This is a genomic window from Weizmannia sp. FSL K6-3076, from assembly GCF_038007245.1.
GTDB classification, from domain to species: Bacteria; Bacillota; Bacilli; order Bacillales; family Bacillaceae_C; genus Weizmannia; species Weizmannia faecalis.
Genome location: NZ_JBBOWU010000001.1, coordinates 2,045,073 through 2,069,758, shown reverse-complemented (window position 1 = coordinate 2,069,758; position 24,686 = coordinate 2,045,073). Strand labels below are relative to the sequence as shown.

The 24,686-nt window shown below is 49.3% G+C and carries 19 protein-coding genes and 1 other annotated feature; of the genes, 17 read left to right on the top strand and 2 right to left on the bottom strand.

All coding sequences use genetic code 11. The annotated features are described in order from the left end of the window. The first annotated feature begins 105 nt into the window (after positions 1–105). Genes lonB through yihA form a run of 3 tightly spaced genes read left to right on the top strand, consistent with a single transcriptional unit; the run spans position 106 to position 4,689 of the window. Positions 106–1,743 carry an ATP-dependent protease LonB gene (gene lonB, locus NSS95_RS09850; RefSeq protein WP_328229079.1) on the top strand — a complete coding sequence of 546 codons (1,638 nt, stop codon included), beginning with the start codon at positions 106–108 and terminating at the stop codon, positions 1,741–1,743. A gap of 40 nt (positions 1,744–1,783) precedes the next feature. Beyond that, complete coding sequence (gene lon, locus NSS95_RS09845) at positions 1,784–4,108, top strand: endopeptidase La (protein WP_168986075.1); 2,325 nt, start codon at positions 1,784–1,786, stop codon at positions 4,106–4,108. Next, positions 4,105–4,689 carry a ribosome biogenesis GTP-binding protein YihA/YsxC gene (gene yihA / locus NSS95_RS09840; RefSeq protein ID WP_013859840.1) on the top strand — a complete coding sequence of 195 codons (585 nt, stop codon included), beginning with the start codon at positions 4,105–4,107 and terminating at the stop codon, positions 4,687–4,689. Before lon ends, yihA begins: the two co-directional genes overlap by 4 nt. A gap of 181 nt (positions 4,690–4,870) precedes the next feature. Here the strand turns inward: yihA and NSS95_RS09835 are convergent, their stop codons facing one another. Then, a complete protein-coding gene (locus NSS95_RS09835) occupies positions 4,871–5,365 on the bottom strand; it encodes a LiaI-LiaF-like domain-containing protein (RefSeq protein ID WP_328229078.1) in 495 nt (164 codons plus the stop codon). Between the two features lie 186 nt (positions 5,366–5,551). Between NSS95_RS09835 and hemA the strand changes: the two genes are divergently transcribed. The 8 genes from hemA to ysxE all read left to right on the top strand — a co-directional run bounded on the left by hemA (position 5,552) and on the right by ysxE (position 15,390). After that, positions 5,552–6,883, top strand: a complete 1,332-nt coding sequence (gene hemA, locus NSS95_RS09830; protein WP_328013890.1) for a glutamyl-tRNA reductase — start codon at positions 5,552–5,554, stop codon at positions 6,881–6,883. A 15-nt stretch (positions 6,884–6,898) separates the two neighbouring features. Beyond that, entirely contained in the window at positions 6,899–7,723 is an 825-nt protein-coding gene (ccsA, locus tag NSS95_RS09825) for a cytochrome c biogenesis protein CcsA (protein ID WP_328229077.1), read from the top strand. A 12-nt stretch (positions 7,724–7,735) separates the two neighbouring features. Next, entirely contained in the window at positions 7,736–8,668 is a 933-nt protein-coding gene (gene hemC, locus NSS95_RS09820) for a hydroxymethylbilane synthase (RefSeq protein WP_328229076.1), read from the top strand. Continuing rightward, positions 8,665–9,453, top strand: a complete 789-nt coding sequence (locus tag NSS95_RS09815; RefSeq protein ID WP_014097843.1) for a uroporphyrinogen-III synthase — start codon at positions 8,665–8,667, stop codon at positions 9,451–9,453. Before hemC ends, NSS95_RS09815 begins: the two co-directional genes overlap by 4 nt. 236 nt (positions 9,454–9,689) lie before the next feature. Beyond that, complete coding sequence (hemB, locus tag NSS95_RS09810) at positions 9,690–10,667, top strand: porphobilinogen synthase (RefSeq protein WP_014097844.1); 978 nt, start codon at positions 9,690–9,692, stop codon at positions 10,665–10,667. 15 nt (positions 10,668–10,682) lie between these two features. Continuing rightward, a complete protein-coding gene (gene hemL, locus NSS95_RS09805; protein WP_104851480.1) occupies positions 10,683–11,972 on the top strand; it encodes a glutamate-1-semialdehyde 2,1-aminomutase in 1,290 nt (429 codons plus the stop codon). A gap of 385 nt (positions 11,973–12,357) precedes the next feature. Continuing rightward, on the top strand, positions 12,358–14,175 hold the full coding sequence (locus NSS95_RS09800; RefSeq protein ID WP_104851479.1) for a LysM peptidoglycan-binding domain-containing protein: 1,818 nt from the start codon (positions 12,358–12,360) through the stop codon (positions 14,173–14,175). A 198-nt stretch (positions 14,176–14,373) separates the two neighbouring features. Further along, positions 14,374–15,390 carry a spore coat protein YsxE gene (ysxE, locus tag NSS95_RS09795; protein ID WP_026104585.1) on the top strand — a complete coding sequence of 339 codons (1,017 nt, stop codon included), beginning with the start codon at positions 14,374–14,376 and terminating at the stop codon, positions 15,388–15,390. A 16-nt stretch (positions 15,391–15,406) separates the two neighbouring features. On the opposite strand, the gene NSS95_RS09790 is transcribed toward ysxE, so the two are convergent. Beyond that, positions 15,407–15,598: a hypothetical protein gene (locus NSS95_RS09790; RefSeq protein WP_014097848.1), complete on the bottom strand. Its 192-nt coding sequence runs from the start codon at positions 15,596–15,598 to the stop codon at positions 15,407–15,409. 142 nt (positions 15,599–15,740) lie between these two features. After that, positions 15,741–15,969: a binding site (T-box leader), on the top strand. Between the two features lie 55 nt (positions 15,970–16,024). Here NSS95_RS09790 and NSS95_RS09785 point away from each other — a divergent pair. The 6 genes from NSS95_RS09785 (at position 16,025) to NSS95_RS09760 (ending at position 24,660) form a co-directional block, all read left to right on the top strand. After that, entirely contained in the window at positions 16,025–18,670 is a 2,646-nt protein-coding gene (locus tag NSS95_RS09785) for a valine--tRNA ligase (RefSeq protein ID WP_017551078.1), read from the top strand. Between the two features lie 62 nt (positions 18,671–18,732). After that, positions 18,733–20,055 carry a bifunctional folylpolyglutamate synthase/dihydrofolate synthase gene (locus tag NSS95_RS09780; protein WP_110134030.1) on the top strand — a complete coding sequence of 441 codons (1,323 nt, stop codon included), beginning with the start codon at positions 18,733–18,735 and terminating at the stop codon, positions 20,053–20,055. A gap of 118 nt (positions 20,056–20,173) precedes the next feature. After that, a complete protein-coding gene (locus NSS95_RS09775; protein WP_013859827.1) occupies positions 20,174–20,593 on the top strand; it encodes a prepilin-type N-terminal cleavage/methylation domain-containing protein in 420 nt (139 codons plus the stop codon). Beyond that, positions 20,590–21,099, top strand: coding sequence for a type II secretion system protein (locus NSS95_RS09770; RefSeq protein WP_017551077.1), 510 nt, complete (start codon positions 20,590–20,592; stop codon positions 21,097–21,099). The genes NSS95_RS09775 and NSS95_RS09770 overlap by 4 nt, the downstream gene beginning before the upstream one ends. Then, the gene (locus NSS95_RS09765) at positions 21,096–22,760 is read left to right on the top strand and encodes a hypothetical protein (RefSeq protein WP_340713874.1); all 1,665 of its coding nucleotides are present in this window, start codon (positions 21,096–21,098) and stop codon (positions 22,758–22,760) included. The genes NSS95_RS09770 and NSS95_RS09765 overlap by 4 nt, the downstream gene beginning before the upstream one ends. Before the next feature lie 127 nt (positions 22,761–22,887). Further along, positions 22,888–24,660: a hypothetical protein gene (locus tag NSS95_RS09760; RefSeq protein ID WP_014097852.1), complete on the top strand. Its 1,773-nt coding sequence runs from the start codon at positions 22,888–22,890 to the stop codon at positions 24,658–24,660. Positions 24,661–24,686 lie beyond the last annotated feature (26 nt).

The window sequence follows — 24,686 nt, the reverse complement described above, 5'->3', positions numbered from 1 at the left end:
TCGGTTTTCAGAAATCCCCGTTTATTCCCTCCGGCAGCCGGAGATACTAGATAAATAAGGAAGCGGCATGATCAGGCTGCAACTGAAATGCTTGGAGGGAACAGGATGAATTGGACGGGGATTGCCTTATTGATCCAGCTATTTTTCGGGGTCATTATCGGGCTTTACTTTTGGCACTTGTTAAAAAGCCAAAAAGCACAAAAAATTACGATAGACCGGGAATCAAAAAAAGAAATGGAACAGTTGCGGAAACTACGGGAAATTTCTTTATCTGTGCCGCTTTCAGAACGCGTCCGCCCGGCAGCATTCGCGGATATTGTGGGCCAGGAAGACGGCATTAAAGCACTGCGGGCGGCACTTTGCGGCCCAAACCCGCAGCACTGTATCATTTACGGACCGCCCGGTGTCGGCAAAACGGCAGCGGCCCGGCTTGTGCTTGAGGAAGCTAAAAAAAATCCGAAATCCCCTTTTCAACGTGACGCTGTTTTTGTTGAACTGGATGCCACAACAGCCCGCTTTGATGAGAGGGGCATTGCCGATCCTTTAATCGGTTCCGTGCACGACCCGATCTACCAGGGGGCGGGCGCCATGGGGCAGGCCGGCATCCCGCAGCCGAAACAGGGTGCGGTCACCTCTGCCCACGGCGGCGTCTTGTTTATTGATGAAATCGGGGAATTGCATCCGATCCAAATGAATAAATTATTGAAAGTACTGGAAGACCGGAAAGTATTTTTGGAAAGTGCGTATTACAGTCCCGAAAACCGGGAAATTCCGCATCATATCCATGATATTTTCCAAAATGGACTACCTGCAGATTTCCGGCTGATCGGCGCAACGACCAGAACGCCAAACGAAATTCCGGCTGCCATCCGTTCGCGCTGCATGGAAGTGTTTTTTCGCGAACTTGACCGCGGTGAAATTAAACAGGTTGCAAAAAAAGCAGCTGATAAAATCCATATGGCAATCAGCGAAAACGGCCTGGACATTTTGGCGCAATATACCCAAAACGGCAGGGAAGCGGTCAATATGGTGCAAATTGCTGCAGGACTTGCGATCCAGGAAGGACAGGATTTTATCCGGGAGGAGGACCTGGAATGGGTGGCAACAGCCAGCCAGTTGTCGCCGCGCTATGAGAAAAGGGCCCCTGAACAGCCGGCGGCCGGCCTTGTCAACGGGCTTGCCGTAACCGGGCCGAACACAGGGATACTTCTTGAAATTGAAGTGGCGGCCATTCCGGCAAAAGAAAAGGGCAGCGTCAACATTACCGGGATTGTGGACGAAGAGAGCATCGGCGGCGAAGGAAAATCGGTCCGCAGAAAAAGCATGGCGAGAGGTTCCGCCGAAAACGTCATTACCGTTTTACGGACGATGGGTGTGCCCGCTGACCAGTATGACCTCCATGTCAATTTTCCGGGCGGGATTCCGGTTGACGGCCCTTCCGCCGGGATTGCGATGGCATGCGGCATTTATTCCGCCATTTATAAAATTCCTGTTGACCAGACAGCAGCCATGACAGGGGAAATCAGCCTGCACGGCAAGGTCAAACCGGTCGGCGGCGTGTATGCCAAAATAAAAGCAGCAAAACAGGCAGGCGCCAAAACGGTGATCATTCCTGCCGAAAACATGCAGGCCTCATTCAAGGAAATCACCGGCATTGCGATCGTTCCGGTCCGGCAGCTTGAAGAAGTCCTGGATATCGCATTAAAGAAACATTTTAACGACAATGCGCTCATAGGGGGTTAATGGATAGCCCTAAAAGACGTATCGAGATAGGGGTGCTGAGATGACAACACAATCCGCATACACAGTTCCTTTGCTTCCTTTACGGGGGATTCTTGTGTATCCATCGATGGTTTTGCACTTGGACGTCGGCCGGGACTACTCTGTACAGGCCCTTGAAAACGCCATGATGCATGGCAGCGAAGTTTTCATGACGACACAAAAAGACGTTTCCATCGAAGAACCAAAACAGGAAGATTTATACCAAACCGGAACGCTCACAAAAGTGAACCAGATGATGAAACTGCAGAACGGGACCATCCGCGTGCTCGTGGAAGGCGTGCGGCGCGCAAAAATTGTATCTTTTGAAGATGAAGGCACCTTCTATTCCGTCGAAGTCGAAACATTTGATGAGCGGTTTCTGCCGGATGCAGAAACGGAAGCGTTGATGCGCACGATGCTCGAATTTTTCAATCAGTACATCAGCCAGTCGAAAAAAATTTCGGGTGAAACCTTCCAAGCGGTCTCCGATATGGAAGACGGGGGCAAGGCGGCCGATATTATCGCATCCCATTTGCCGCTCCGCCTTCCGCAAAAGCAGGACATTCTCGAAACGATTGATATAAAAGAAAGAATTCGAAAGCTGATCGGGCTGATCAAAAATGAACAGGAAATTTTGCAGCTTGAAAAAGAAATCAGCCAGCAAGTGAAAAAGTCGATGGAGCGGACGCAAAAAGAATATTATTTGCGAGAACAAATGAAAGCCATCCAGAAAGAACTTGGGGATAAAGAAGGCAAAACGGCGGAAGTGCATGAGCTGCGCGAAAAAATTTTGAATGCCGGCATGCCCGAGCATGTGGCCAATACCGCGTTCAAGGAATTGGACCGGTATGAAAAAATTCCGGCCGCTTCGTCTGAAAGCGCGGTGATCCGCAATTATTTGGACTGGCTGATCACGCTCCCGTGGTCGAACGCTACAGAAGATGACCTCAACGTCGCAAAAGCGGAAAAGATTTTGAACGAAGACCACTACGGCCTTGAAAAAGTGAAGGAGCGCGTCCTTGAATACCTGGCGGTGCAGCAGCTGACCCGGTCGATCAAGGGGCCGATCCTTTGCCTTGCCGGGCCTCCGGGTGTCGGGAAAACGAGCCTGGCACGGTCAATTGCAAAATCTTTGGGCAGAAAATTTGTCCGCGTTTCGCTCGGCGGCGTGAGGGACGAATCGGAAATCCGCGGCCACCGCAGAACATATGTCGGCGCAATGCCGGGGCGGATCATCCAGGGCATGAAAAAAGCCGGCACGATAAATCCGGTTTTTTTGCTCGATGAAATCGATAAAATGGCCAGCGACTTTCGCGGCGACCCCTCAGCAGCGATGCTTGAGGTGCTTGATCCGGAACAGAACCATGCGTTCAGCGACCATTTTATTGAAGAGCCGTATGATTTGTCGAAAGTGATGTTCATTGCAACGGCCAACGATCTGTCTGCAGTTCCCGGCCCTTTGCGCGACCGGATGGAAATCATTTCGATCTCCGGTTATACGGAATTGGAAAAAATTGAAATTGCCAAGTCCCATCTGCTCCCTAAGCAAATAAAAGAAAACGGGCTTGCCCGCAATCAGCTGAGGATGGATGCGGAGGCTCTCCGCCTGATCGTGCGCCGCTATACGCGCGAAGCAGGCGTGCGCGGACTGGAACGGAGATTGGCCGAAGTTTGCAGGAAAACGGCGAAGATCATTGTATCCGGGAAAAGAAAACGGGTCACGGTCTCAGCAAAAAATATCGTTGACTTTCTGGGAAAGCCGCTTTTCCATTACGGGCAGGCCGAAATGGAAGACCAGGTTGGCGTGGCGACCGGGCTTGCCTACACGACTGTCGGCGGCGATACACTTCAGATCGAAGTGTCGCTTTCGCCGGGGAAAGGAAAGCTGGTCCTGACCGGAAAACTTGGGGATGTGATGAAAGAGTCCGCCCAGACCGCCTTCAGCTTTGTCCGCTCCAAAGCGGAAGCACTCGGGCTTGCGCCGGATTTCCATGAAAAGTATGATATTCATATCCACGTTCCGGAAGGCGCTGTGCCGAAGGATGGCCCTTCTGCCGGGATCACGATTGCGACCGCCCTGATTTCCGCACTGACGAAGCATGCCGTGCATAAGGAAGTCGGGATGACAGGCGAAATCACCCTGCGCGGCAGGGTACTTCCGATCGGCGGATTGAAGGAAAAATCGCTCGGCGCACATAGAGCGGGGCTGAAAAAAATTATTATTCCGAAAGAAAATGAGAGAGATTTGGATGACATTCCGGAAAGCGTGCGCGGGGATCTCCATTTCTACCCGGTCACGCATATGGACGAAGTTATTGAAATTGCCATTGCAGGTGAGGAGAAATGAAAGTAACGGAGGCAGAACTGGTCATCAGCGCGGTGCGGCAGGAGCAATATCCGGAAGGGCATTTGCCGGAAATCGCGCTTGCCGGCCGGTCAAATGTGGGAAAGTCTTCCTTTATTAATAAAATGATCAACCGCAAAGCCCTTGCCCGGACCTCTTCCAAGCCGGGGAAAACCCAGACGCTGAATTTTTACAAAATCGAAAACAAAATGTACTTTGTCGATGTTCCCGGCTACGGGTTTGCGAAGGTGTCGAAAAAAGAACGGGAAAAATGGGGCCAGATGATTGAGGCGTACATGACGTCAAGAAAACAGCTGAAGACGGTCGTGCTCATTGTCGATGTCCGGCATCCGCCGACAAACGACGACTGCCTGATGTACAATTTTTTAAAGTACTACAAAATCCCGTGTATCGTCGTGGCCACAAAAGCCGATAAAATCCCGAAAGGCAAATGGGCATCCCATTTGAAAACGGCAAAAGAAACGCTGAATCTGGAAAAAGAAGACGAAATCATTTTATTTTCATCTGAAACAGGAGAGGGGAAGGACAAAGTGTGGGCTTCCCTGATGGAAAGAATCAAGTGAATAAAAGCCCGGGGCCAGCATGCGGGCGCCGGGCTTTTCTGCAGGCTTCGGGACCGCATCCGAAATAGTATTTATTCAGCCGGGCTTGTAGCGGCCCGTCCCCGGAATTTGCCGGTGGGAATCGCCTGGCCGTTTTTTTCGGGCGCACGGGCTGTTTGAATGCCCGGCTTTTACGGGAGGGTTATTTCCGCCTCCTTCTTTTCGCAAACAGCAGGTAGACGCCGATAACGACAAGCACGGCCGGCCAGAAATTGATCAGGGAAGAAACATTGTTCTCGACAAGGCCGAACCACCCCATTACTTTATCGGAAAACAGGAGCAGGATGGACAGCACGAGAAACAGCAGGCCGTAAAACGTGCCATCCCCGGTTTTTTGCGAACGGAGCAAAAAACCGATGGCAATGATGAGAACAAAGACCCCGATATTGTCCGGCCAAATTGCGATTTTGCCGGCAAGGTGGAAGTGGAGGCCGAACCCGACGAGAATGACCCCCGGCAAAATCGATTCCCCGTCCCGGCCCCAGTAGCCTTCGCCTAAAAAAGCGAGCCCGACAATGATCAACAGCGTCGGCCATGTAAAGTAGTCCTTCATGCCGGTGAGGTCAAACCGCTGCAAATAAAAATACAGGCCGAACCCGATCAGGATAATCGCGGAAAAAATTTTGCGGCTTTTCAATGGGACACACTTCTTTCCTTCAATCTAGTTGCTTGAAACCATCGCCTGTTTCTGCTATTTTACAGGTAGGAATGGTTATTATGCCAAATGGGAAAAACGATCTTTTTTCTTCTATTCATCTTAACATAGATCAACATTCAATCCTATGCATTTGGCAAGATAAAATGGGGGTGCCGGAGGGCAACAATGAGAATACTTACTGTCGGTTTAAACTATAAATCTGCGCCGGTTGAAATCCGCGAACAGCTGTCATTTGATGAGGCGGACCTCGCGGATGCGATGGCGGCGCTGCAAAAGAAAAAGAGCATTTTGGAAAATGTCATCGTGTCTACATGCAACCGTACGGAAATTTATGCGGTCGCCGACCAGGCGCATACCGGGCGTTATTATATTAAAGATTTTTTGTCGGAATGGTTCGGGATAGATAAGGAAGCATTTGCCCCCTATCTGCTTATTTACGAAGACAACGAAGCCATTGCGCATTTGTTTAAAGTGATTTGCGGGCTTGACTCGATGGTGCTTGGCGAAACGCAAATCCTCGGGCAGGTGAGGGACAGTTTTCTGCTGGCCCAAACGTCGGGTTCAACCGGCACCATTTTTAACCGCCTGTTCAAAGATGCGGTTACACTGGCGAAAAAAGCCCATACGGAAACGGAAATTGCTTCCAATGCCGTTTCGGTCAGTTATGCGGCTGTGGAGCTTGCGAAGAAAATTTTCGGCGGCATGGCTGATAAAAAAGTGGCCATCATCGGCGCCGGCAAGATGGGCGAACTGGCTGTGGAAAACATTCACGGCAGCGGCGCCACCCGGATTACCGTCATCAACCGGACGCCGGAAAAAGCCGGGCGCCTTGCCGCACGCTTCCATGGCGAGGCACTCGGGCTGTCATCTTTGGAAACCGCGCTTTTGGATGCGGATATCGCGATCACCTCCACTTCGGCAAAAGGGTACGTCCTTACAGCAGATATGCTGAAACCCATTGAAAAGAAACGGAACGGGCGCCCGCTGCTGCTTGTGGATATTGCCGTGCCGCGCAATATTGATCCGGAAGCCGCGTCCCTTGAATCCGTTTTCCTGTATGATATTGACGACCTGGAAGGCATCGTGGAAGCCAATCTGAAAGAACGGGAAAAAGCCGCCCGGCAGATTGCGGACATGATTTCCGATGCCGTTTGCGCATTCAATGAATGGGTCCATACACTCGGAGTGGTGCCGGTGATCACGGCGCTCCGGGAAAAAGCGCTCGCGATCCAGGCGGAAACGATGAAAAGCATTGAACGGAAGCTGCCGGACTTAACAGAACGCGAACGGAAAGTCATCAGCAAACATACAAAAAGCATCATCAACCAGATGCTGAAAGATCCGATTCTGCAGGCAAAAGAAATGGCGGGTTCGCCGGATGCAGCCCGGAATCTGGAACTGTTCCGCCAAATTTTCAATTTAGAAACAGAGACGGGGCAAGCGGAGCCGGCAGCCGAAATGGCGCGGCATGCAGTCCGCCCGTCCTATTCGGGTTAACCGGAGAGCCCGGCAATGTATGCCGTATGGACGGACAGGCTGCATGAAGGCATGATTTTGCTTTATGCCGCCAGTATTTTGCTTTATTTTCTTGACTTTCTCCACCGGAACCGGAAGGCCAACAAGGCTGCCTTCCGTTTTCTTTCCGTTGTCTGGGCATTGCAGACGGTGATATTTATCTTGTATATGGCCCACACCAGACGGTTCCCTGTCTTGACATTGTCTGAGGGGCTTTATTTTTATGCATGGGCATTGCTGACGCTGTCTCTGGCCCTGAACCGCCTGCTGCGCGTTGACTTTACCGTGTTTTTTACAAACGTCATCGGCTTTTTCATCATGACGGTCCACGCTTTTGCGCCGGGGAAGGTCTCACAAGGGGCAGGGAGAAGGGTATCGGAACTTTTGCTCATGCATATTACGATGACGCTGATCGCTTACGTGCTGTTTTCCCTGTCCTTTGTCTTTTCCATTCTGTATTTATTACAATATAAGTGGCTGAAGGAAAAGAAATGGAGCCACAGAATCTGGCGCCTGAATGATCTGGCAAAACTGGAGCGGCTTTCGAAATGGATGAATGCCATTGCGGTCCCGGTCCTTTTGCTCGGGCTGATTCTCGGGCTGGAATGGGCATACTTGCGGCTTCCGGCCATTCACTGGTTCGATCCGAAAATTGTCGGTTCGTTTGCCATGCTGCTTGTATACAGTTTTCTCCTGTATGCCGGCGAACGCCGCCGCATGTTCGGAAAAACACTGGCTTACTGGAATACGGCCGCTTTTTTGATCATTTTGATTAACTTTTTTCTAATTACGGGATTATCGGATTTTCATTTGTATTATTAGGAGGATTGCCGGATGAGAACAATTGTCGTAGGGTCGAGGCGGAGCAAACTTGCCCTGACGCAGACGAAATGGGTGGTGGCGAAGCTTGAACAGCTCGGGCTGCCTTTTCGTTTTGAAATCAAGGAAATCACCACAAAGGGCGATAAAGTGCTCGATGTCACCCTGTCCAAAGTCGGTGGGAAAGGCCTGTTTGTCAAAGAAATTGAAGATGCCATGCTGCATCATGAAATTGACATGGCTGTACATAGCATGAAAGATGTGCCGGCTGTGCTTCCGGACGGGCTTGTGATCGGCTGCATTCCGGAACGTGAAGATGTCCGGGATGCCTTGATTTCCAAAAACGGCACCCCTTTTTCCAGCCTTAAGGAAGGGGCGGTTGTCGGGACAAGCAGCCTCCGCCGCGGCGCCCAGCTGCTTGCTGTAAGAAGCGATATCCGCATTAAGTCTGTTCGCGGCAATATTGATACAAGGCTGGAAAAATTAAAAAACGGGGATTACGATGCGATCGTCCTCGCGGCAGCCGGTTTAAAACGGATGGGCTGGAGTGCGGATACCGTCACCGAATTTTTTGATCCGGATATTTGCCTGCCTGCAATCGGGCAGGGCGCGCTCGCTGTCGAATGCCGCGCCGATGACGGGGAACTGCTCGATGCGCTCCGGAAGCTCGACAGCGCAGAAACGGCGGAAACGGTAAAGGCGGAGCGCGTCTTCCTTGATAAAATGGAAGGCGGCTGCCAGGTACCGATTGCCGGCCTTGCGAAGAAAACGGCAGAAGGCATTTCCCTCACTGCCCTTGTCGCTTCCCCTGATGGCAAAACGGTATATAAAGAAACGGTTGTCTCCCACAACCCGGTAACGGCCGGAGAAAAGGCGGCAGATATTTTAAGCCGGCAAGGGGCAAAGGCGCTGATTGAACAAGTGAAAGCGGAGCTCGGGCAGTCATGACGGCAAATGGGCCTTTAAGCGGGAAAAATATCCTGATCACAAGAGGCGGAAAAGACGGCGAAAAGCTCGCCGCACAAATTGAAGCGCTCGGCGGCACCCCTTTTGTCGTCCCGATGGTTTCCTTCCGTGCATATGCCGACCTGTCCGCATCTGTATTTTTGCGAAAACTCTCGGCATACGACTGGGTTGTGTTTACAAGCAAAAACGGGGTCCGTTATTTTTTGGAAGCATGCAGCCGTGCGGGTATAGCATGTGAGCATTTGAACATAAACTGGGCAGCTGTGGGAAAAAAGACGGCTGCCTGTATGGAACAGTCCGGTTTAAAGGTTTCTTTTGCGCCCCGGAAGTTTACGGCAAAAGATTTTGCCCGGGAATTTTTGCGGAGCGGACACCGGGCAAGCCGCGTCCTTCTCCCGAAAGGAAACTTGGCCGGGACAGAAATTGCGGATTTTCTAAGAAAAAGCGGTATAATAGCAGAGGAATGGATTGTCTATGAGACGTATATGCCGGAGGGGGCAAAAGAAAAGCTTACCCGTTTGCTCGGGCGGGAGCACATCGATTTTGCTCTGTTTTTAAGCCCGTCCGCCTTCCGCCATTTTAAAGGCGCGCTTGAAGAAAGCGGCATGGATATCGCTGGGCTTTCAACCCGGATCGCAGTCATCGGCCCTTCAACCAGGCAGGCAGTGGAAAAAGCCGGCAGCCGTGCAGCGGTTTGCCCGGATGAATACACCGTCGAGGCCATGCTTGGGGCATTATGCGATTTTGTCCGTTTAGAAGAAAAATAGATAGAAACCGGCACGAACCCGGGATTGAAGCGGCCGGCCTAACAAACCGGCTGCCATGTACGGTTTTCTCCGAGAGATTACCAGCCGGGCGATGTTCGACACGAAGAAAACAAAATAGAAAAAGCGGGATTTGCCCGCGACCGTCGCAATCATTCCCAACAAGCCGGCAGCTGTGCATACTTCCCGGATAAATATGCAATACATTGCGGCATTCTACCAGTTTAGGAGGAAATAAAATGAAAGATTTACAGTTTGCCCGTCACCGTAGACTTCGCCAAAGTGCCAATATGCGGGCTTTGGTGCGCGAAACGAATTTAACAGTGAACGACTTGATTTATCCGATTTTTGCAGTTGAAGGCGAAAATATTAAAAATGAAATTGCTTCGATGCCGGGTGTGTATCACTGGTCGCTGGACCGGCTCCATGAAATCATGGATGAAGTCGTTTCCCTTGGCATTAAATCCGTCATTTTATTCGGCGTACCGAACCATAAAGATGCAACCGGAACGGAAGCGTACCACGATCACGGCATCGTTCAGGAAGCCATCCGTTTCATCAAGAAAAATTACCCGGATATCATTGTGATCGCGGATACCTGCCTGTGCGAGTACACTGATCACGGCCATTGCGGCGTTGTGGAAGATGGGAAAATTTTAAACGACCCAAGCCTTGACCTGCTTGCGAAAACGGCGGTCAGCCAGGCAAAAGCAGGCGCTGATATCATTGCTCCTTCGAATATGATGGACGGGTTTGTCACCGCGATTCGCAAAGGGCTTGATGAAGCAGGCTTTGAAGATGTGCCGATCATGAGTTATGCGGTCAAATATGCATCCGCGTTTTACGGTCCGTTCCGCGAAGCTGCTGACAGCACACCCGCTTTCGGGGACCGGAAAACGTACCAGATGGATCCGGCCAACCGGCTCGAAGCATTGCGTGAAGCACAGTCGGATGTGGAAGAAGGGGCAGATTTTCTAATCGTAAAACCGACGCTTTCTTATCTTGATATCGTCCGTGATGTGCGCAATGAATTCCGCCTCCCGGTTGTCGGGTATAATGTGAGCGGGGAGTATTCCATGGTAAAAGGCGCCGCACAAAACGGCTGGATTGATGAAAAGGCGATTGTTCTTGAAATGATCACAAGCATGAAGCGTGCCGGCTGCGATCTCATCATTACCTATTTTTCACTCGATATTGCTCGCTGGCTTGCGGAATAAACGGGAGGTTGAAAGATGCGCTCATATGAAAATTCAATCGAAGCATACAAAGAAGCGGTCACATTAATGCCGGGCGGGGTGAACAGCCCTGTCCGTGCCTTTAAAGCGGTCGGCATGAACCCGATTTTTATGGACCACGGCAAAGGCGCAAAAATTTATGATATTGACGGAAACGAATATATTGATTACGTGCTGTCATGGGGGCCGCTCATCCTTGGCCATGCCAATCCTGGGGTCGTGGATGCGCTGAAAAAAACGGCCGAAAAAGGGACGAGTTTCGGCACGCCGACGATCATGGAAAATAAACTGGCGTCACTCGTGAAAGAACGCGTACCGTCGATTGAAATCGTCCGCATGGTCTCATCCGGCACGGAAGCCACAATGAGTGCTCTGCGCCTAGCAAGAGGTTATACAGGCCGGAATAAAATTTTAAAATTCGAAGGCAGCTACCACGGCCATGGCGATTCGCTCCTGATCAAAGCAGGGTCGGGCGTTGCCACACTCGGTCTGCCGGATAGCCCCGGCGTGCCACTCGGAATCGCGCAAAATACCATTGCCGTCCCGTACAATGATCTGGAAGCCGTCCGATCGGCATTCGAGCAGTACGGAGAAGATATTGCCTGCATCATCGTCGAACCGGTTGCCGGCAATATGGGCGTTGTTCCGCCGAAGCCCGGCTTTTTGCAAGGGTTGCGCGAAGTCACATCAGCATACGGCGCCCTCCTGATCTTTGATGAAGTGATGACCGGTTTCCGTGTCGACTATCACTGTGCACAAGGCTACTTTGATGTAACGCCTGATTTGACCTGCCTCGGCAAAGTAATCGGCGGCGGCCTTCCTGTCGGCGCATTTGGCGGACGGGTCGACATTATGGAAAAAATCGCACCGACCGGCCCTGTTTACCAGGCAGGAACTTTGTCCGGCAATCCGCTTGCGATGACGGCCGGATATGAAACATTGCGGCAGTTAACACCTGAAACGTATGCGGAATTCAGGCGAAAAGCCGACCGCCTCGAACAAGGTTTTCATGAGGCAGCGGTGAAATACGATATCCCGCATACCATTAACCGGGCAGGATCGATGATTGGCATCTTTTTCACCAATGAAGAAGTCAATAATTTTGCATCAGCAAGCACTTCGGATTTGGATCTGTTTGCCCGCTACTACCGCGGCATGGCGGAAAACGGCATTTTCCTCCCGCCGTCCCAATTCGAAGGCATCTTCTTGTCCGCCGCGCATACGGACGAGGATATTGACCGTACCGTTGAAGCAGCAGAAAAAACATTTAAGGCAATCCGCGGGTAATCCTGCGGCTATGAACCGGCAAGTCCAAAAATGGATGAGCCGGTTTTTTTTGCGTTCTGTCCGCTGCGGGCGAGAGAGAAGTAGCAGTAGGGAAAATTTCACGCTCTGTGGGTGGCCCGATGGTTTTTGAACGGATCACTCCGAAAACGGATGGCCGAATCAGTTCGCCTAGCTCGACCAAATCTAAGTTTTTGAACGGGTAACCTGAAAACAGATGAGCCGGTTTTTATCGATTTCTCTCCCCGTCCAATATTGTTGCGAAAAAGCCATTCAAGTGATTTACGGATGCTGCGGTTTATTTGCGATCATAAAAACCCCGATTGCTTCATACAGTGTAAATGACATATTCATTGGGATTTGGAGGAATTGAAGGGAGGAACCCGCTTTGCCGCAAAATCAATCGTCCATACGATTTTCATTAGAAGAATTGATTTGGTTTAAAAAAGGACAGGAAGTTGAAGAACTTTTATCAATATCATTGGATCCCCATATCACCATACAGGAATTGGAGCAGTATGTCGTGATCAAAGGCAATCTCTATTTGGCCGGGGAGTATATCGGTTGCGGGGAAGAAGAAGGGGAAGATGTGCTGTTCAGGAAGTATGTGCAGGCGGTCCAGTACCGGGAAGAAGACGGCATATTTGAATTTTACCAATCTTTCCCGGTAGACGTTACCATTCCGAAGACAAGAATTGCGGATATTGAGGAACTGGACGTCAATATAGAAGGATTTGACTATCAATTTCACGGAACCGATTGTTTAAAAATCAATGCGGATATTGCGATTGAGGGAATATTGCAAGACGGGGATGAGGAAGAGGACGAAGCCGAAACAGCACCATACCCGGATTTGAACGGCCGGGAAACCTATTTGGATGAGCCGGACGCAGCATATCAGGCGCCTTTTAGCCATTCCGAGTGGAGTTTATCGGAACAAGAAGAAGAGAGCACCGAACCGCCCCGCCATTTTATGGAAGAAGCGGAAAGCTTTGAAGAAGTGCCTTTGCGTGCAGATGAGGAAAAAGAAGAAGAGGATGAATCTCACGCTGACCCGGAATTGTATACACCTTTTACGATCGAATCGCGCGTGGTGCCGGAAGAATCGGTTGCTCAGCCGGAACCGTACACAAACGAACTGAATGTGCTAGCACCGGTCGAACTGCCGGAAGAAGAAGAGGAGAGTCTCTTGCCGGAAGCAGGCGGAAAAGTGCCGGAAAGTGCTTCATGGCAGGCGGAAACAGCCGCGCCGGTACGGGATGAATGGCATGCGGAACCGGAGTTTTCCGGAAAAAATGAGTCTGCATCGTTGGCAGAAAGCGAACTGGTACAGAATGAGTGGCATCCTGGGCCGGAGTTTCCAGGAAAAAATGAGTCTGCATCGTTGGCGGAGAGCGGAGTGGTGCAGAACGAATGGCATGCTGAAGCGGATCTTTCAGGCAAAAATGAGTCTGCATCATTGGCGGAGAGCGAACCGGTGCGGGATGAAGGGCACGCTGAACCGGGGTTTGCCGGCAAAAACGAATCCGCATCATTGGCGGAGAGCGGAGTGGTGCAGAACGAATGGCATGCAGAACCGGAGTTTTCAGGCAAAAACGAGTCTGCATCCATAGCGGAAAGCGTACCGGTGCGGAACGAATGGCAGGCCGACCCAGTGCGGGATGAAGGGCATCCTGAACAGGAATTGTCCGGAAAAACCGCATCCGCGTTCCGGACGGAGAGCAAAACGGCTCTGAACGAAGAATCTCTTGAGCCGGATGACGCCGGGAAGACGGAGCCCGTTTTCCGGATCGAGAGCAAGGCAATGGAAGATGAATCTTCTGCTTATCTCAAGCAAGAATCGCCTGAAAAAGATGAATCTTCTTCTGTGGCGAGCAGCGAAACGATTGTGGAAGAGTCGCCGGAAAGCGGGGAGAAAATAGAGGAAGTGCCGGAAGAAAAGGATTCGGCTGCCAAGAAGAAAAAGAAGCAAAAATACGAATCTATTTCGCTTGCCGACTTTTTTGCCCGGAGAGATGAAGAAAAGCCTGCCAAGTTAAAGGTTTGCATCGTCCAAAGCGGGGAGACGCTCGACCAGCTTGCTGAAAAATACAATATCAATGTCCAGCAGATTTTAAGGATGAACCATTTGGAAGTGAACCAGGATGTATATGAGGGGCAAGTGCTGTACGTTCCCGCAAACGCGCGCGCCGAAAAAAATCACTGAGCCGGAGCATTCACAGGCACGGGCGTCTAGGTGAAGGATGCATCTGAAATTCAGGGGCTAAGCGCCTGCGTAAGGAAGCGTGCAAAACGAGCTATTCTTAACCTAGATTGCGCCTATGTTCAAGCCGCGGCGAATGCGGCGCAGCGGGGGAATGAAAATGAGCAAGCGCCTATTTTTCAGGAGAAGCGCTCTAAGAAGGTGAAACGGGTGACTGACCTTTCGCAGCAGGACATCAATCGGATTGTAAAGCATTACGGCCTGAACGCTGAATATGTCGGGCGGTACGGAAAAGTGTATAAAATTTATACCGGCCAGGGCATCTTTGCTTTAAAAAAAATTGCACCGCAAAACGGGATGGGATTTATCCGGCATGTCCAGTCTCTGTACCAGCGGGGATACAACCGTATTGTCCCGGTCTATCCCGCGTTGGACGGCCGTTACGGGGTGCTGTATAACGGGGCATTATACTATTTAATGCCCTGGCTGCCAAACGAAGAAAAAGAAGCACGCGGCGAGAAACATCAAAAAATGTTCAGGGAACTCGCACGCCTGCACAGCTTGTCCGTCAAAGATACGGAGATCTCAATAGAAAAACGGCGGGAATACTATGAAGAAACCCTTTCCCGCTGGTACGGGCAGCAGGATTTTTTGGAAGAGTTCCTTGAACGGTGTGAAGAGCAGGTCTATATGTCCCCGTTTGCCCTGTTGTACTGCACCTTTTACAATGAAACGAACCAGGCGCTCAAATTTTCGATCCGGCAGCTGGAAAACTGGTATGAACAATCAAAAGAGATGGAGAAAGCGAGAACGGTGACCATCCACGGAAAAATTTCAACGGAGCATTTTTTGTACGATGAACGCGGGCTCGGGTACTTTACCAATTTCGAACTGGCGAAAAACGCTGCGCCTTTTTATGACTTGCTTCCCTTCTTGTCGCGGACGCTCGATTCCTATCCGAGCCGGTTTGACGACTGCGTGGATTGGGTGAAGACCTATTTCAGCTATTTTCCGCTGAAAGAAGATGAAAAAAGCTTATTTTTCAGCTATCTCGCTTATCCCGCACCGATCATCCAAACCGTGGAGGAATACTTTGCAAATGAAGGAAAACGCCATGAAGCGAGAGCAGTCGCGAAACTGCAGGAAAAGTACTGGCGAATGAAAAATACCGAGTATGTCGTCATGCAGTTGTCACAAGGGGCCGCCCCCGCGTCATGAAAAGCAGGAACGGCCACTAAAACCATTCATACTGAAACCCGAGATAAATGAGAATAAATATGGCAAGCAGCAAAACGTCAAACGTCGTCGGAAAAATAATCGTACGGATGGCCTGAAAGACGGAGAACGGAAGAATCAGCTGCTTGCACACTTTTTTTGCATTCCGCGCCCATGTACGGACGGCCTGTTTGTCAATTTTTTTCTTCATCATCATCCACCTATCCCTCAAAAATAATGTATGAAAAGCGGGCGGATCAGTGCATCCGCCGCATATTTTTTCTAAAAATGGGCAATGCTATTGACGATTTTCACAAAAACCGATACCATAAACTATAGTCAATTTCAAAAATCAAAGTACAATGAACGGGAAGAGTACAGATTTTGTTTCCATGCAGAGAGGGAAATCAGCTGCTGAAAGATTTCCTATGCGAAACAGGCTGGAAGGTCGCCCGGGAGTAGCTTTTGTGAAACCGAAAGTAGCAAAAGCCGGCGAAGTGCCGTTACTGACCCGAGAGTGCCGGGCATCCGTTTGCCCGTGAAAAAAGGTGGTACCGCGAACAGACTCCTTTCGTCCTTTTATGACGAAGGGAGTTTTTGTGTTTATCCGTAAAAGACGCAGAAAGGAATGATGCAAATGGAACAGCAGGACATCAGCATGCCGACCAAATATGATCCGCAGGCTGTTGAAAAAGGGCGCTATGAATGGTGGGTGAACGGCAAATTTTTCGAAGCAAAAGGCGATCCGGAAAAGAAACCGTACACGATTGTGATTCCGCCGCCGAACGTAACCGGGAAGCTCCACCTCGGCCATGCCTGGGATACGGCTTTACAGGATATTTTAACCCGGATGAAACGGATGCAAGGCTATGATGTGCTCTGGCTGCCGGGGATGGACCACGCCGGGATTGCAACACAGGCAAAGGTGGAAGCCAAACTGCGTGAAGAAGGCAAATCCCGCTATGATCTCGGCCGCGAAAAATTTATGGAAGAAGCATGGAAATGGAAAGCGGAATACGCTCAATTTATCCGCAAACAATGGGCAAAACTTGGCCTCGGGCTCGATTATTCGCGCGAACGTTTTACGCTCGATGAAGGGCTGTCAAAAGCTGTAAAAGAAGTATTTGTTTCGCTTTATAAAAAAGGCTTGATTTACCGTGGCGAGTATATCATCAACTGGGATCCGGAAACGAAAACGGCACTTTCCGATATTGAAGTCGTCTACAAAGAGGTGCAGGGCGCATTTTACCATCTGGCATACCCGTTAAGCGACGGTTCCGGCACGATCGAAATCGCGACAACGCGCCCGGAAACGATGCTCGGTGATACGGCGGTCGCTGTCCATCCGGATGATGAACGATACAAACAATTAATCGGGAAAACGATTGTATTGCCGATCGTCGGCCGCGAAATTCCGATTATCGCAGACGAGTATGTGGACATGACATTTGGTTCTGGTGCCGTAAAAATTACGCCGGCCCATGACCCGAACGACTTCGAAGTCGGGAACCGCCACAACCTCGAACGTATCCTTGTGATGAACGAGGATGGCACAATGAATGAAAATGCCGGAAAATATAAAGGCATGGACCGGTTTGCATGCCGCAAACAGATTGTGGAGGACTTGAAAGCACTTGGCGTTCTTGTCAAAGTGGAAGACCATCTTCATTCGGTCGGCCATTCCGAACGGAGCGGCGCGGTTGTCGAACCGTATTTGTCGACGCAATGGTTTGTGAAAATGCAGCCGCTCGCTGATGCCGCGGTAAAACTGCAGGCGTCGGAAGGAAAAGTCCATTTTGTGCCGGTACGCTTCGAAAAAACATACTTGCACTGGATGGAAAATATCCGCGACTGGTGCATTTCGCGCCAGCTCTGGTGGGGCCACCGGATTCCGGCCTGGTACCATAAAGAAACCGGCGAAGTGTATGTTGACACTGAGCCGCCCCGCGATATTGAAAACTGGGAACAGGATCCGGACGTGCTCGATACGTGGTTCAGCTCGGCGCTCTGGCCGTTTTCGACAATGGGCTGGCCGGATGAAGAAGCTAAAGACTACAAGCGTTATTATCCGACCGATACGCTTGTGACCGGCTATGACATCATTTTCTTCTGGGTATCGCGGATGATTTTCCAGGGGCTTGCGTTTACCGGCAAGCGCCCGTTCAAAGATGTTCTGATCCACGGCCTTGTCCGCGACGAGCAGGGGCGGAAAATGAGCAAATCGCTCGGCAACGGTGTCGACCCGATGGAAGTCATCGACAAATACGGCGCGGACTCGCTCCGCTATTTCCTTACCACCGGTAGCGCACCGGGCCAGGATTTGCGTTTCAGTTACGAAAAAGTTGAAGCGGTCTGGAATTTCGCCAATAAAATTTGGAACGCCTCCCGTTTTGCACTCATGAACATGAACGGGCTGAAATACGAAGAAATGGATCTGTCCGGTGAAAAATCAGTCGCTGACAAATGGATTTTAACGCGTTTGAACGAAACGATCGAAACCGTTACAAAACTGGCGGACAAATACGAATTTGGCGAAGCTGGGCGCGCACTTTACAATTTTATCTGGGACGATTTCTGCGACTGGTACATCGAAATGGCAAAACTGCCGCTCTACAGCGAAGATGAAGCAGCGAAGAAAACGACACGCTCGGTCCTTGCGTATGTGCTCGACAATACGATGCGGCTTTTGCACCCGTTCATGCCGTTTATTACCGAGGAAATTTGGCAAAACCTTCCGCATCAGGGGGAATCGATCACAACAGCCGCTTGGCCGGAGGTGGACGAAAGCCTTACAGATGCAGCGGCTAGCGAAGAAATGAAACTGCTTGTCGACATCATCCGTTCCGTCCGCAATATCCGCGCGGAAGTGAATACGCCGTTAAGCAAAAAAATCAAACTGCATTTGAAAGCGAAAGACGAAACGGTCTTAGCGGCTTTAAAACGAAACGAAGCGTACATTACCCGTTTCTGCAACCCGGATGAATTGAAAATGGGGCTTGACCTCGAGGCACCGGACAAAGCCATGACTGCAGTCGTTTCCGGCGTCGAACTGTTCCTGCCGCTTGAAGGACTCATTAATTTTGAAGAAGAACTGGCCCGGCTCCGGAAAGAGTTGGCGAAATGGAATAAAGAAGTCGAACGCGTCCAGAAAAAACTGTCCAATCAAGGGTTCCTGAAAAAAGCGCCGGAAAATGTCGTTGCCGAAGAACGGGCAAAAGAAAAAGACTATCTTGAAAAACGAAGCACCGTCGAAGCGCGCATCAAAGAACTTGAAAACCAGTAATACAAGGGTGGAAGGCGAATTCTTTACGGATTCGTCTTCCTTGCATACGGGAGGAAAGGCATATGTTTGAAACCTATGAAGAAGCGGTCGGCTGGATCCGGTCCCGCTCGAAATTCGGGATGAAACCAGGGCTTGAGCGGATGCAGTGGCTGATGGAAAAATTGCACCACCCGGAACAAAAAATCCGGACGGTTCACGTGGCCGGGACGAACGGCAAAGGGTCGACCGTCACCTTTTTGCGGAATATTTTAGAGCAGGCAGGCTATACGGTCGGCACCTTTACTTCCCCGTATATTGAGCAGTTTAACGAAAGGATCAGCATAAACGGAACGCCGGTGTCAGATGCAGACCTCATCCGGCTTACAAACGAGATCCGCCCGCTTGCAGAAGAACTGGAGCACACAGCATTCGGCGCACCGACAGAGTTTGAAGTCATTACAGCGATGTCGCTTGTGTATTTTGCCGACATCCGGCCGGTGGATATCGTTATTTATGAAGTCGGCCTTGGCGGCAGGCTTGACTCCACCAACGTCATCACACCGCTTGTCAGCCTGATTACCAATATCGGCCATGACCATATGAATGTGCTTGGCCATACGATTGCGGAGATCGCATTTGAAAAAGCGGGCATCATCAAACACGGGGTGCCGGTTGCAACGACAGCAATGCTGCCTGATGCGCTAGCGGTGATTGAAGAAAAAGCGGCAAAAGAAAAGGCACCGCTTTTCCGTGCCGGAAAGGAATTTTCTTTTGCGGAGATTGGCGGGGATTTAACCGGTGAACATTTCCGCTTTGCTTCTCCGTACGGCGCCTATGACTGCTTGTCGATCACCATGATGGGTCGCCATCAGATTTACAATGCCGCGCTTGCCGTTATGGGGGCAGAACTGTTAAGACATATCCACCATTTTCGCATCCCGCAGCATGCACTGGAAAAAGGCCTTCTCCTCAGCAAGTGGATCGGCCGATTTGAAAAACTGCTGGATGACCCGCTCGTTATCATCGATGGCGCCCACAACCCGGAAGGCATTGACAGCCTGATCGAAACAATGGACACCCATCTGCGCGGGAAAAACATTCACATGATTTTTTCCGCACTTGGCGACAAAGACTTGGATCACATGATTCCGAAACTCGACCACAAAACAGACGAAATCATTTTCACAACTTTTGATTTTCCAAGAGCGATTCCGGCAGAGATGTTGTATAAGATAAGCCATCATCAAAATAAATCATTTTCGGAGGATTGGAAAGAAACCGTACTTGCTAAAATAAAAGAAATGAAAGGCTCAAGAGATGTTTTAGTCATTACGGGGTCTTTATACTTTATTTCGAAAGTCCGGAAATACATTTTGGGCCAATCAGAAAGGAACGGGCAGAGCTGAAAAAGTTCTGCCCTTTTTTTTATTTGTTCTATTTGTTGAATTACTTTCCCGGCGCTTTTTGATAAAATAAGTTTTATAGGAAATAAGACGCAGGACAAAATGCTTAGCGGAGGTTGTTATGAAAAAACCCCTTTTTAAAAACAACCGGGGATTTACACTTGTCGAAGTGCTCGCTTCGATTACGATTTTAGCGATTGTGATGCTCACAGTGGGTTCCATTTTGGCCAATAATGCGGGCGTGACAAAGAAAGCGGATGACTCGCTGTCTGCATTGCAAATTGCAACCGGGATATTAAGAGCTTACCAGAAAAAAAACTTTAATGAAGTGCAGCAAATGGCGAACACCACACAACAAGCTGATATTCAATCGGTTTTAGGGCTTGATAGCGCTGCGGAAATTTCCGGTTATAAGGCATATGTGTCCGTTTCCCTTCCGGCGGATTCTTCCCTTTCTGACCGCCTCCTGCTGGTCAAAGTAAAAGTCGACAGTGGAAATCATCTAAAACCGGTTGAAGTGAAAGGGTATGTGAAAAGATGAAATGCCGGGATGAAAAAGGGCTCACTTTAGTAGAATTACTGGCGGCTGTTATCATTTCATTTATGATCATCGGGGTCATTTATGCCGTTTTAAATACGGTGATCACCCAATCCAAAAGCGACATGGCACGTAAAAATTTTGTCAAAGAACAAACGGCTATTTTGCAATACATGAACAGTGCAATGGAAAATGTGGACGACATTGAACCTGATGACGAAAATGATGACGGGACTTTTACCCGTTTCAAAGCAGTGGATGTCAATATAAATGTTGGAAGTGACGGCACCTACCAGGAAAGTTCAACTGACAAGACAATCACTGTATCAGACGGGAACTTGTCGGTAGGAGGCACGATTGTAAACAGCGATGGAATTTCACTTGACGGGACAACTTTTACGGTTGAGAATGGCAGCCTGATATGCCATTTTGTAATGAAAGACACACAAAATCATTTTGAGAAAAAGATCTATGCCGCTTATAAACTGGGCGAAGAGGGGAATCCATGATGCATGTTTTAAGAGAAGAGAAGGGATATACGCTTGTGACCGTCCTTCTCATTTTCGCAGTCGCGGCGATTATCACCGTTTCGCTCGTATCCGCATCCGTCAGCACTTTTAAAACAGTAAAAGTATCTGAAACGGGCACACAGGATAAATTAAATGCGGAAATGGTAGCGGATGAAGCGACTGCTTTAATTGAGAAACAAGTTGACAGCATCAATAGTACCATTGCGAACGGTACTGTCATGCCAAGCCAGCTGATCAGCATGCTTCAGGCAGCCATAACGAGCATACAGCAACAGAAAAACGGCAAATGCAGCATCGCATATAAAACATTGAAAGACGGGACAGCACCCGACGGCATTGTTTTGGGCAAAGTCACCATAACAGTGCCAATCGGAAAGTCCGGAAAAACGTTAACAAAGATGATGACGCTTTCCACTGTCTCGGATGTTTTTCAATATACAGCCGTGACACCGTCGAATATGTATTTGTACGGGTCTCCTTATATTATCGGGGATGTGAATATTGGGGGGAATCTGTATGTTTCAAACTACGGGAACTATGTTGAGGGGTACACGAAATACATTCGAACTTACTATCCAGCGATCAATGGGACGTTAACAGTGAAGGGAAGATATTTTGAGGCCGATCAGCAGCCGGTAGGAACAGGAACATCGGCGCCGGTTTACAACTTTTATTCATGGAAGCCATTTGGACCTGAAAGCTTCAGCCGCTACTTTTCTGTTGCTCCGGTTGTGAAAAATCGTCAGTTAACGGTTGATAAAATAAATGTAGGCGATATGATTACAGCCAAGGCGCTGGGATGGCCGGGAAATTTAAAAATAAATTCTTACGATTCTTATAATATAGACAAGTATGGGAATGCTTTTGGCTATGATGTAACAGTCAGCCAGGTTGGCAGTCAACCAATAAAAGGAAACTTGTACGTCGGCGATGATTTAACCGTTGGGGAAAACAAAAGCCTGACTGTAAATGGGGATCTTTATGTAAAAGATGATTTGACTGTCAAAGGGAAATTAACAGTAAAAGGCAAAATTTATGTAGGCGGTGGCGCTAATTTAAACGGAGTGCTGTCGACAGGGGAAAATCAGTATATTTATATTGCCGGGAATGCGACATTGAGTGAGGTTTCAGCATTGAATTTAAACGGGGTGATGTATGTCAATGGGTCCCTTACGAGCAGCGGGGATGTCAATACAAACGGCAGCATTTATGTACGAGGAGACGCAGATGTCGAAAATTTCTCGAACAGTAGTGGCACGCTTATTTTACTTTGTGATGGAAATATTAAGTTAGCCAACAATAATTTGTATGAAGACCGTCCAAAAGTGATTGATGCTTATCTCTACTCAAATCGTGACTTGTTTATATATGGCATCGGATCAAATTTGAAAATTAATGGGGGTATCTATGGGAATACGATTGGTTTAAGTGCATCAAGGGGCTGGACGATAAATAAGTTAATCTATGAATTGTTAATTTTCAAAAGATATGAATTGGAATTTCAAAACCCCCAGCCTGCGGATCATGTAAAGTCCAGACTCACCGTTAATTTTAAAAAAGATATGATTTTAAACCCGCCGAAAGGGATCCCGACAGTGAATAAAGTGACTTTGAAAGAAATCAATACATCAGTCCAGTAAGAGACAGGTAAAAAGATGCAGTACAATCTTCCCATTCGCCATGATTTATAATAAAATAGTCTTAGTTGATTTTCGACAATTGGTTTTTCTGGGAATATTGTACTCTGATAGAAACAGAGGTGGGATGATGGATCTTCTCACTGCGGCGTTTGCCGTAATTGGATTTTTATGCGTAATGGCATTTTTTGTCTTTTTTTCTTTCGGCTTTTCTAAAAAAGGTGTGGTTGTGCTGGCCGGCTCCGCTTTTTTGCTGGCGCTTTTCGGCATTTTGGCGGGCAGTGTGGTTCCGCTATGGGAGAGTGGTTTAATTACTTTTTTGCTCGTAATTTGTGTGGCCTATCTGTTCGAAAAAAAGTTGGCATTTTTGTTCGCTGGACAGGATAACGATTCAGACGAATTTCCAGTAGGGGAGGAGCAGGAAGAGATGGCGGTGGCGCGGAAAAATCGGCCGGCAGCACTGGTCTTGCCTGACGTAAATGCCGCTGTTCTTCCGGCTGAAAAAAGTGCTCCGGCCGCTGAAACGGAAGAGATTTTGCCGGAGAAAAACGGGCCGGGATCTGAAACAGAAGGGACACTGCTAAAACGGGAAGAAAAGGATGAACCCGAATGGGAAGAACTGGAGGATGCTGCGGCCGGAAACGAAACGGGAACCGCTTTTCCGGCAAACGAACAGGCGGCAGAACGCTCCGGGGAAGAAGAAATTGATTTTCTTGAAAACCGTCTGGAGATGCTTGAAGAAGCAAATGAAGAAAATAAGGCGGATCATTTGCCGGAAATGTACGAAGTTGAAGAATGGGTGGCGGAAGCGGAGAGCCCGGATATCAAACCTTTGGACGGGACAACCACAGGTCAAGATTCCGAAGTGATTGCAGGAGAAGGATCGGTAACGTTATCCGGTTCTAAAGAGGTTCAATATGTGGAACAAGAAGAGATCCCACTCCTTTCTTTTGAAAAGGAAACAGAAGCACCTGCTGAACTTTCCGGGACAGACATGCCTGCCATGGACGAACTGGAAGAAATCGATGTGATTCCTTTCCGCGAAACCGACAATGCCGGGCAACGTGAAAAGCTGCCATCAGATGCGGAAAATGAAACAGTTGGCGGTGCGAAAGGTGAAGATACAAACGAGCCGGAAGAAATCGGTTTGGTGCCTGTCCAAGAAACTAATTCAACTGAACAATCCGTAAATTTAGATCTGGATGCGGCGGATGAAGCAGCCAGCGGGTCTAAGCGTGACAGCACAGACGGACTGGAAGAAATCGATGAGATTCCTTTCCATGAAACCGACAATGCCGGGCAACGCGAAAAGCTGCCATCAGATACGGAAATTGAAATAGTTGGCGGTGCGACAGGTGAAGACACAGACGAACCGGAAGAAATCGACGTGATGCCTGACAAGGAAACCGGCCAGGTGGCAGAGCCCGAAAAGTTCTATTCGGAAGCGGGCCAGGGACGGGAACGACAAGGCGAAAGCGGCGCAGGTACGGGCGAAACGGTTGCCGCAAACGAAGCGGAATCGGCAGGCAATTCTGTCGGTGAGAAAGCAATGGAACCGAAAGGCAACCCTGCCGTTGAGGAAGCATCGGACACTTTAGCATCCGTGCCAAACGGGACAACGCCTATTCAAAAGCAATTGCTTGGGGTACTAGTGGAACAACTGAACCTTTACCGTCTTACGCAGCCGGCTGACGCGTACGAACAGCTAGTGAAAGCACATTTGCATCCGCAGCTTGCACCGGAAGATTATTTCACCTTTGCAAGCCTTCTGGTCGAACATTACATAGCTGAACAACAATTTGGCAAGCTGCAAGTCCTGCTGAAAGACTTGGCGGAAACCTATGCAGAATACCCGGTCATCCGCGAAGAAATCGATTTTTTAAGGACAAAATACGGTCAATAATCCATGAAGAAACAGGTGTGAGGTAG

Excerpts from the sequence above, each read along its gene's own strand:
- lonB (WP_328229079.1), top strand. The coding sequence starts at position 106 with ATGAATTGGACGGGGATTGCCTTATTGATCCAGCTATTTTTCGGGGTC.
- lon (WP_168986075.1), top strand. The coding sequence starts at position 1,784 with ATGACAACACAATCCGCATACACAGTTCCTTTGCTTCCTTTACGGGGG.
- yihA (WP_013859840.1), top strand. The coding sequence starts at position 4,105 with ATGAAAGTAACGGAGGCAGAACTGGTCATCAGCGCGGTGCGGCAGGAG.
- hemA (WP_328013890.1), top strand. The coding sequence starts at position 5,552 with ATGAGAATACTTACTGTCGGTTTAAACTATAAATCTGCGCCGGTTGAA.
- ccsA (WP_328229077.1), top strand. The coding sequence starts at position 6,899 with ATGTATGCCGTATGGACGGACAGGCTGCATGAAGGCATGATTTTGCTT.
- hemC (WP_328229076.1), top strand. The coding sequence starts at position 7,736 with ATGAGAACAATTGTCGTAGGGTCGAGGCGGAGCAAACTTGCCCTGACG.
- NSS95_RS09815 (WP_014097843.1), top strand. The coding sequence starts at position 8,665 with ATGACGGCAAATGGGCCTTTAAGCGGGAAAAATATCCTGATCACAAGA.
- hemB (WP_014097844.1), top strand. The coding sequence starts at position 9,690 with ATGAAAGATTTACAGTTTGCCCGTCACCGTAGACTTCGCCAAAGTGCC.
- hemL (WP_104851480.1), top strand. The coding sequence starts at position 10,683 with ATGCGCTCATATGAAAATTCAATCGAAGCATACAAAGAAGCGGTCACA.
- NSS95_RS09790 (WP_014097848.1), bottom strand. The coding sequence starts at position 15,598 with ATGAAGAAAAAAATTGACAAACAGGCCGTCCGTACATGGGCGCGGAAT.
- NSS95_RS09785 (WP_017551078.1), top strand. The coding sequence starts at position 16,025 with ATGGAACAGCAGGACATCAGCATGCCGACCAAATATGATCCGCAGGCT.
- NSS95_RS09780 (WP_110134030.1), top strand. The coding sequence starts at position 18,733 with ATGTTTGAAACCTATGAAGAAGCGGTCGGCTGGATCCGGTCCCGCTCG.
- NSS95_RS09775 (WP_013859827.1), top strand. The coding sequence starts at position 20,174 with ATGAAAAAACCCCTTTTTAAAAACAACCGGGGATTTACACTTGTCGAA.
- NSS95_RS09770 (WP_017551077.1), top strand. The coding sequence starts at position 20,590 with ATGAAATGCCGGGATGAAAAAGGGCTCACTTTAGTAGAATTACTGGCG.
- NSS95_RS09765 (WP_340713874.1), top strand. The coding sequence starts at position 21,096 with ATGATGCATGTTTTAAGAGAAGAGAAGGGATATACGCTTGTGACCGTC.
- NSS95_RS09760 (WP_014097852.1), top strand. The coding sequence starts at position 22,888 with ATGGATCTTCTCACTGCGGCGTTTGCCGTAATTGGATTTTTATGCGTA.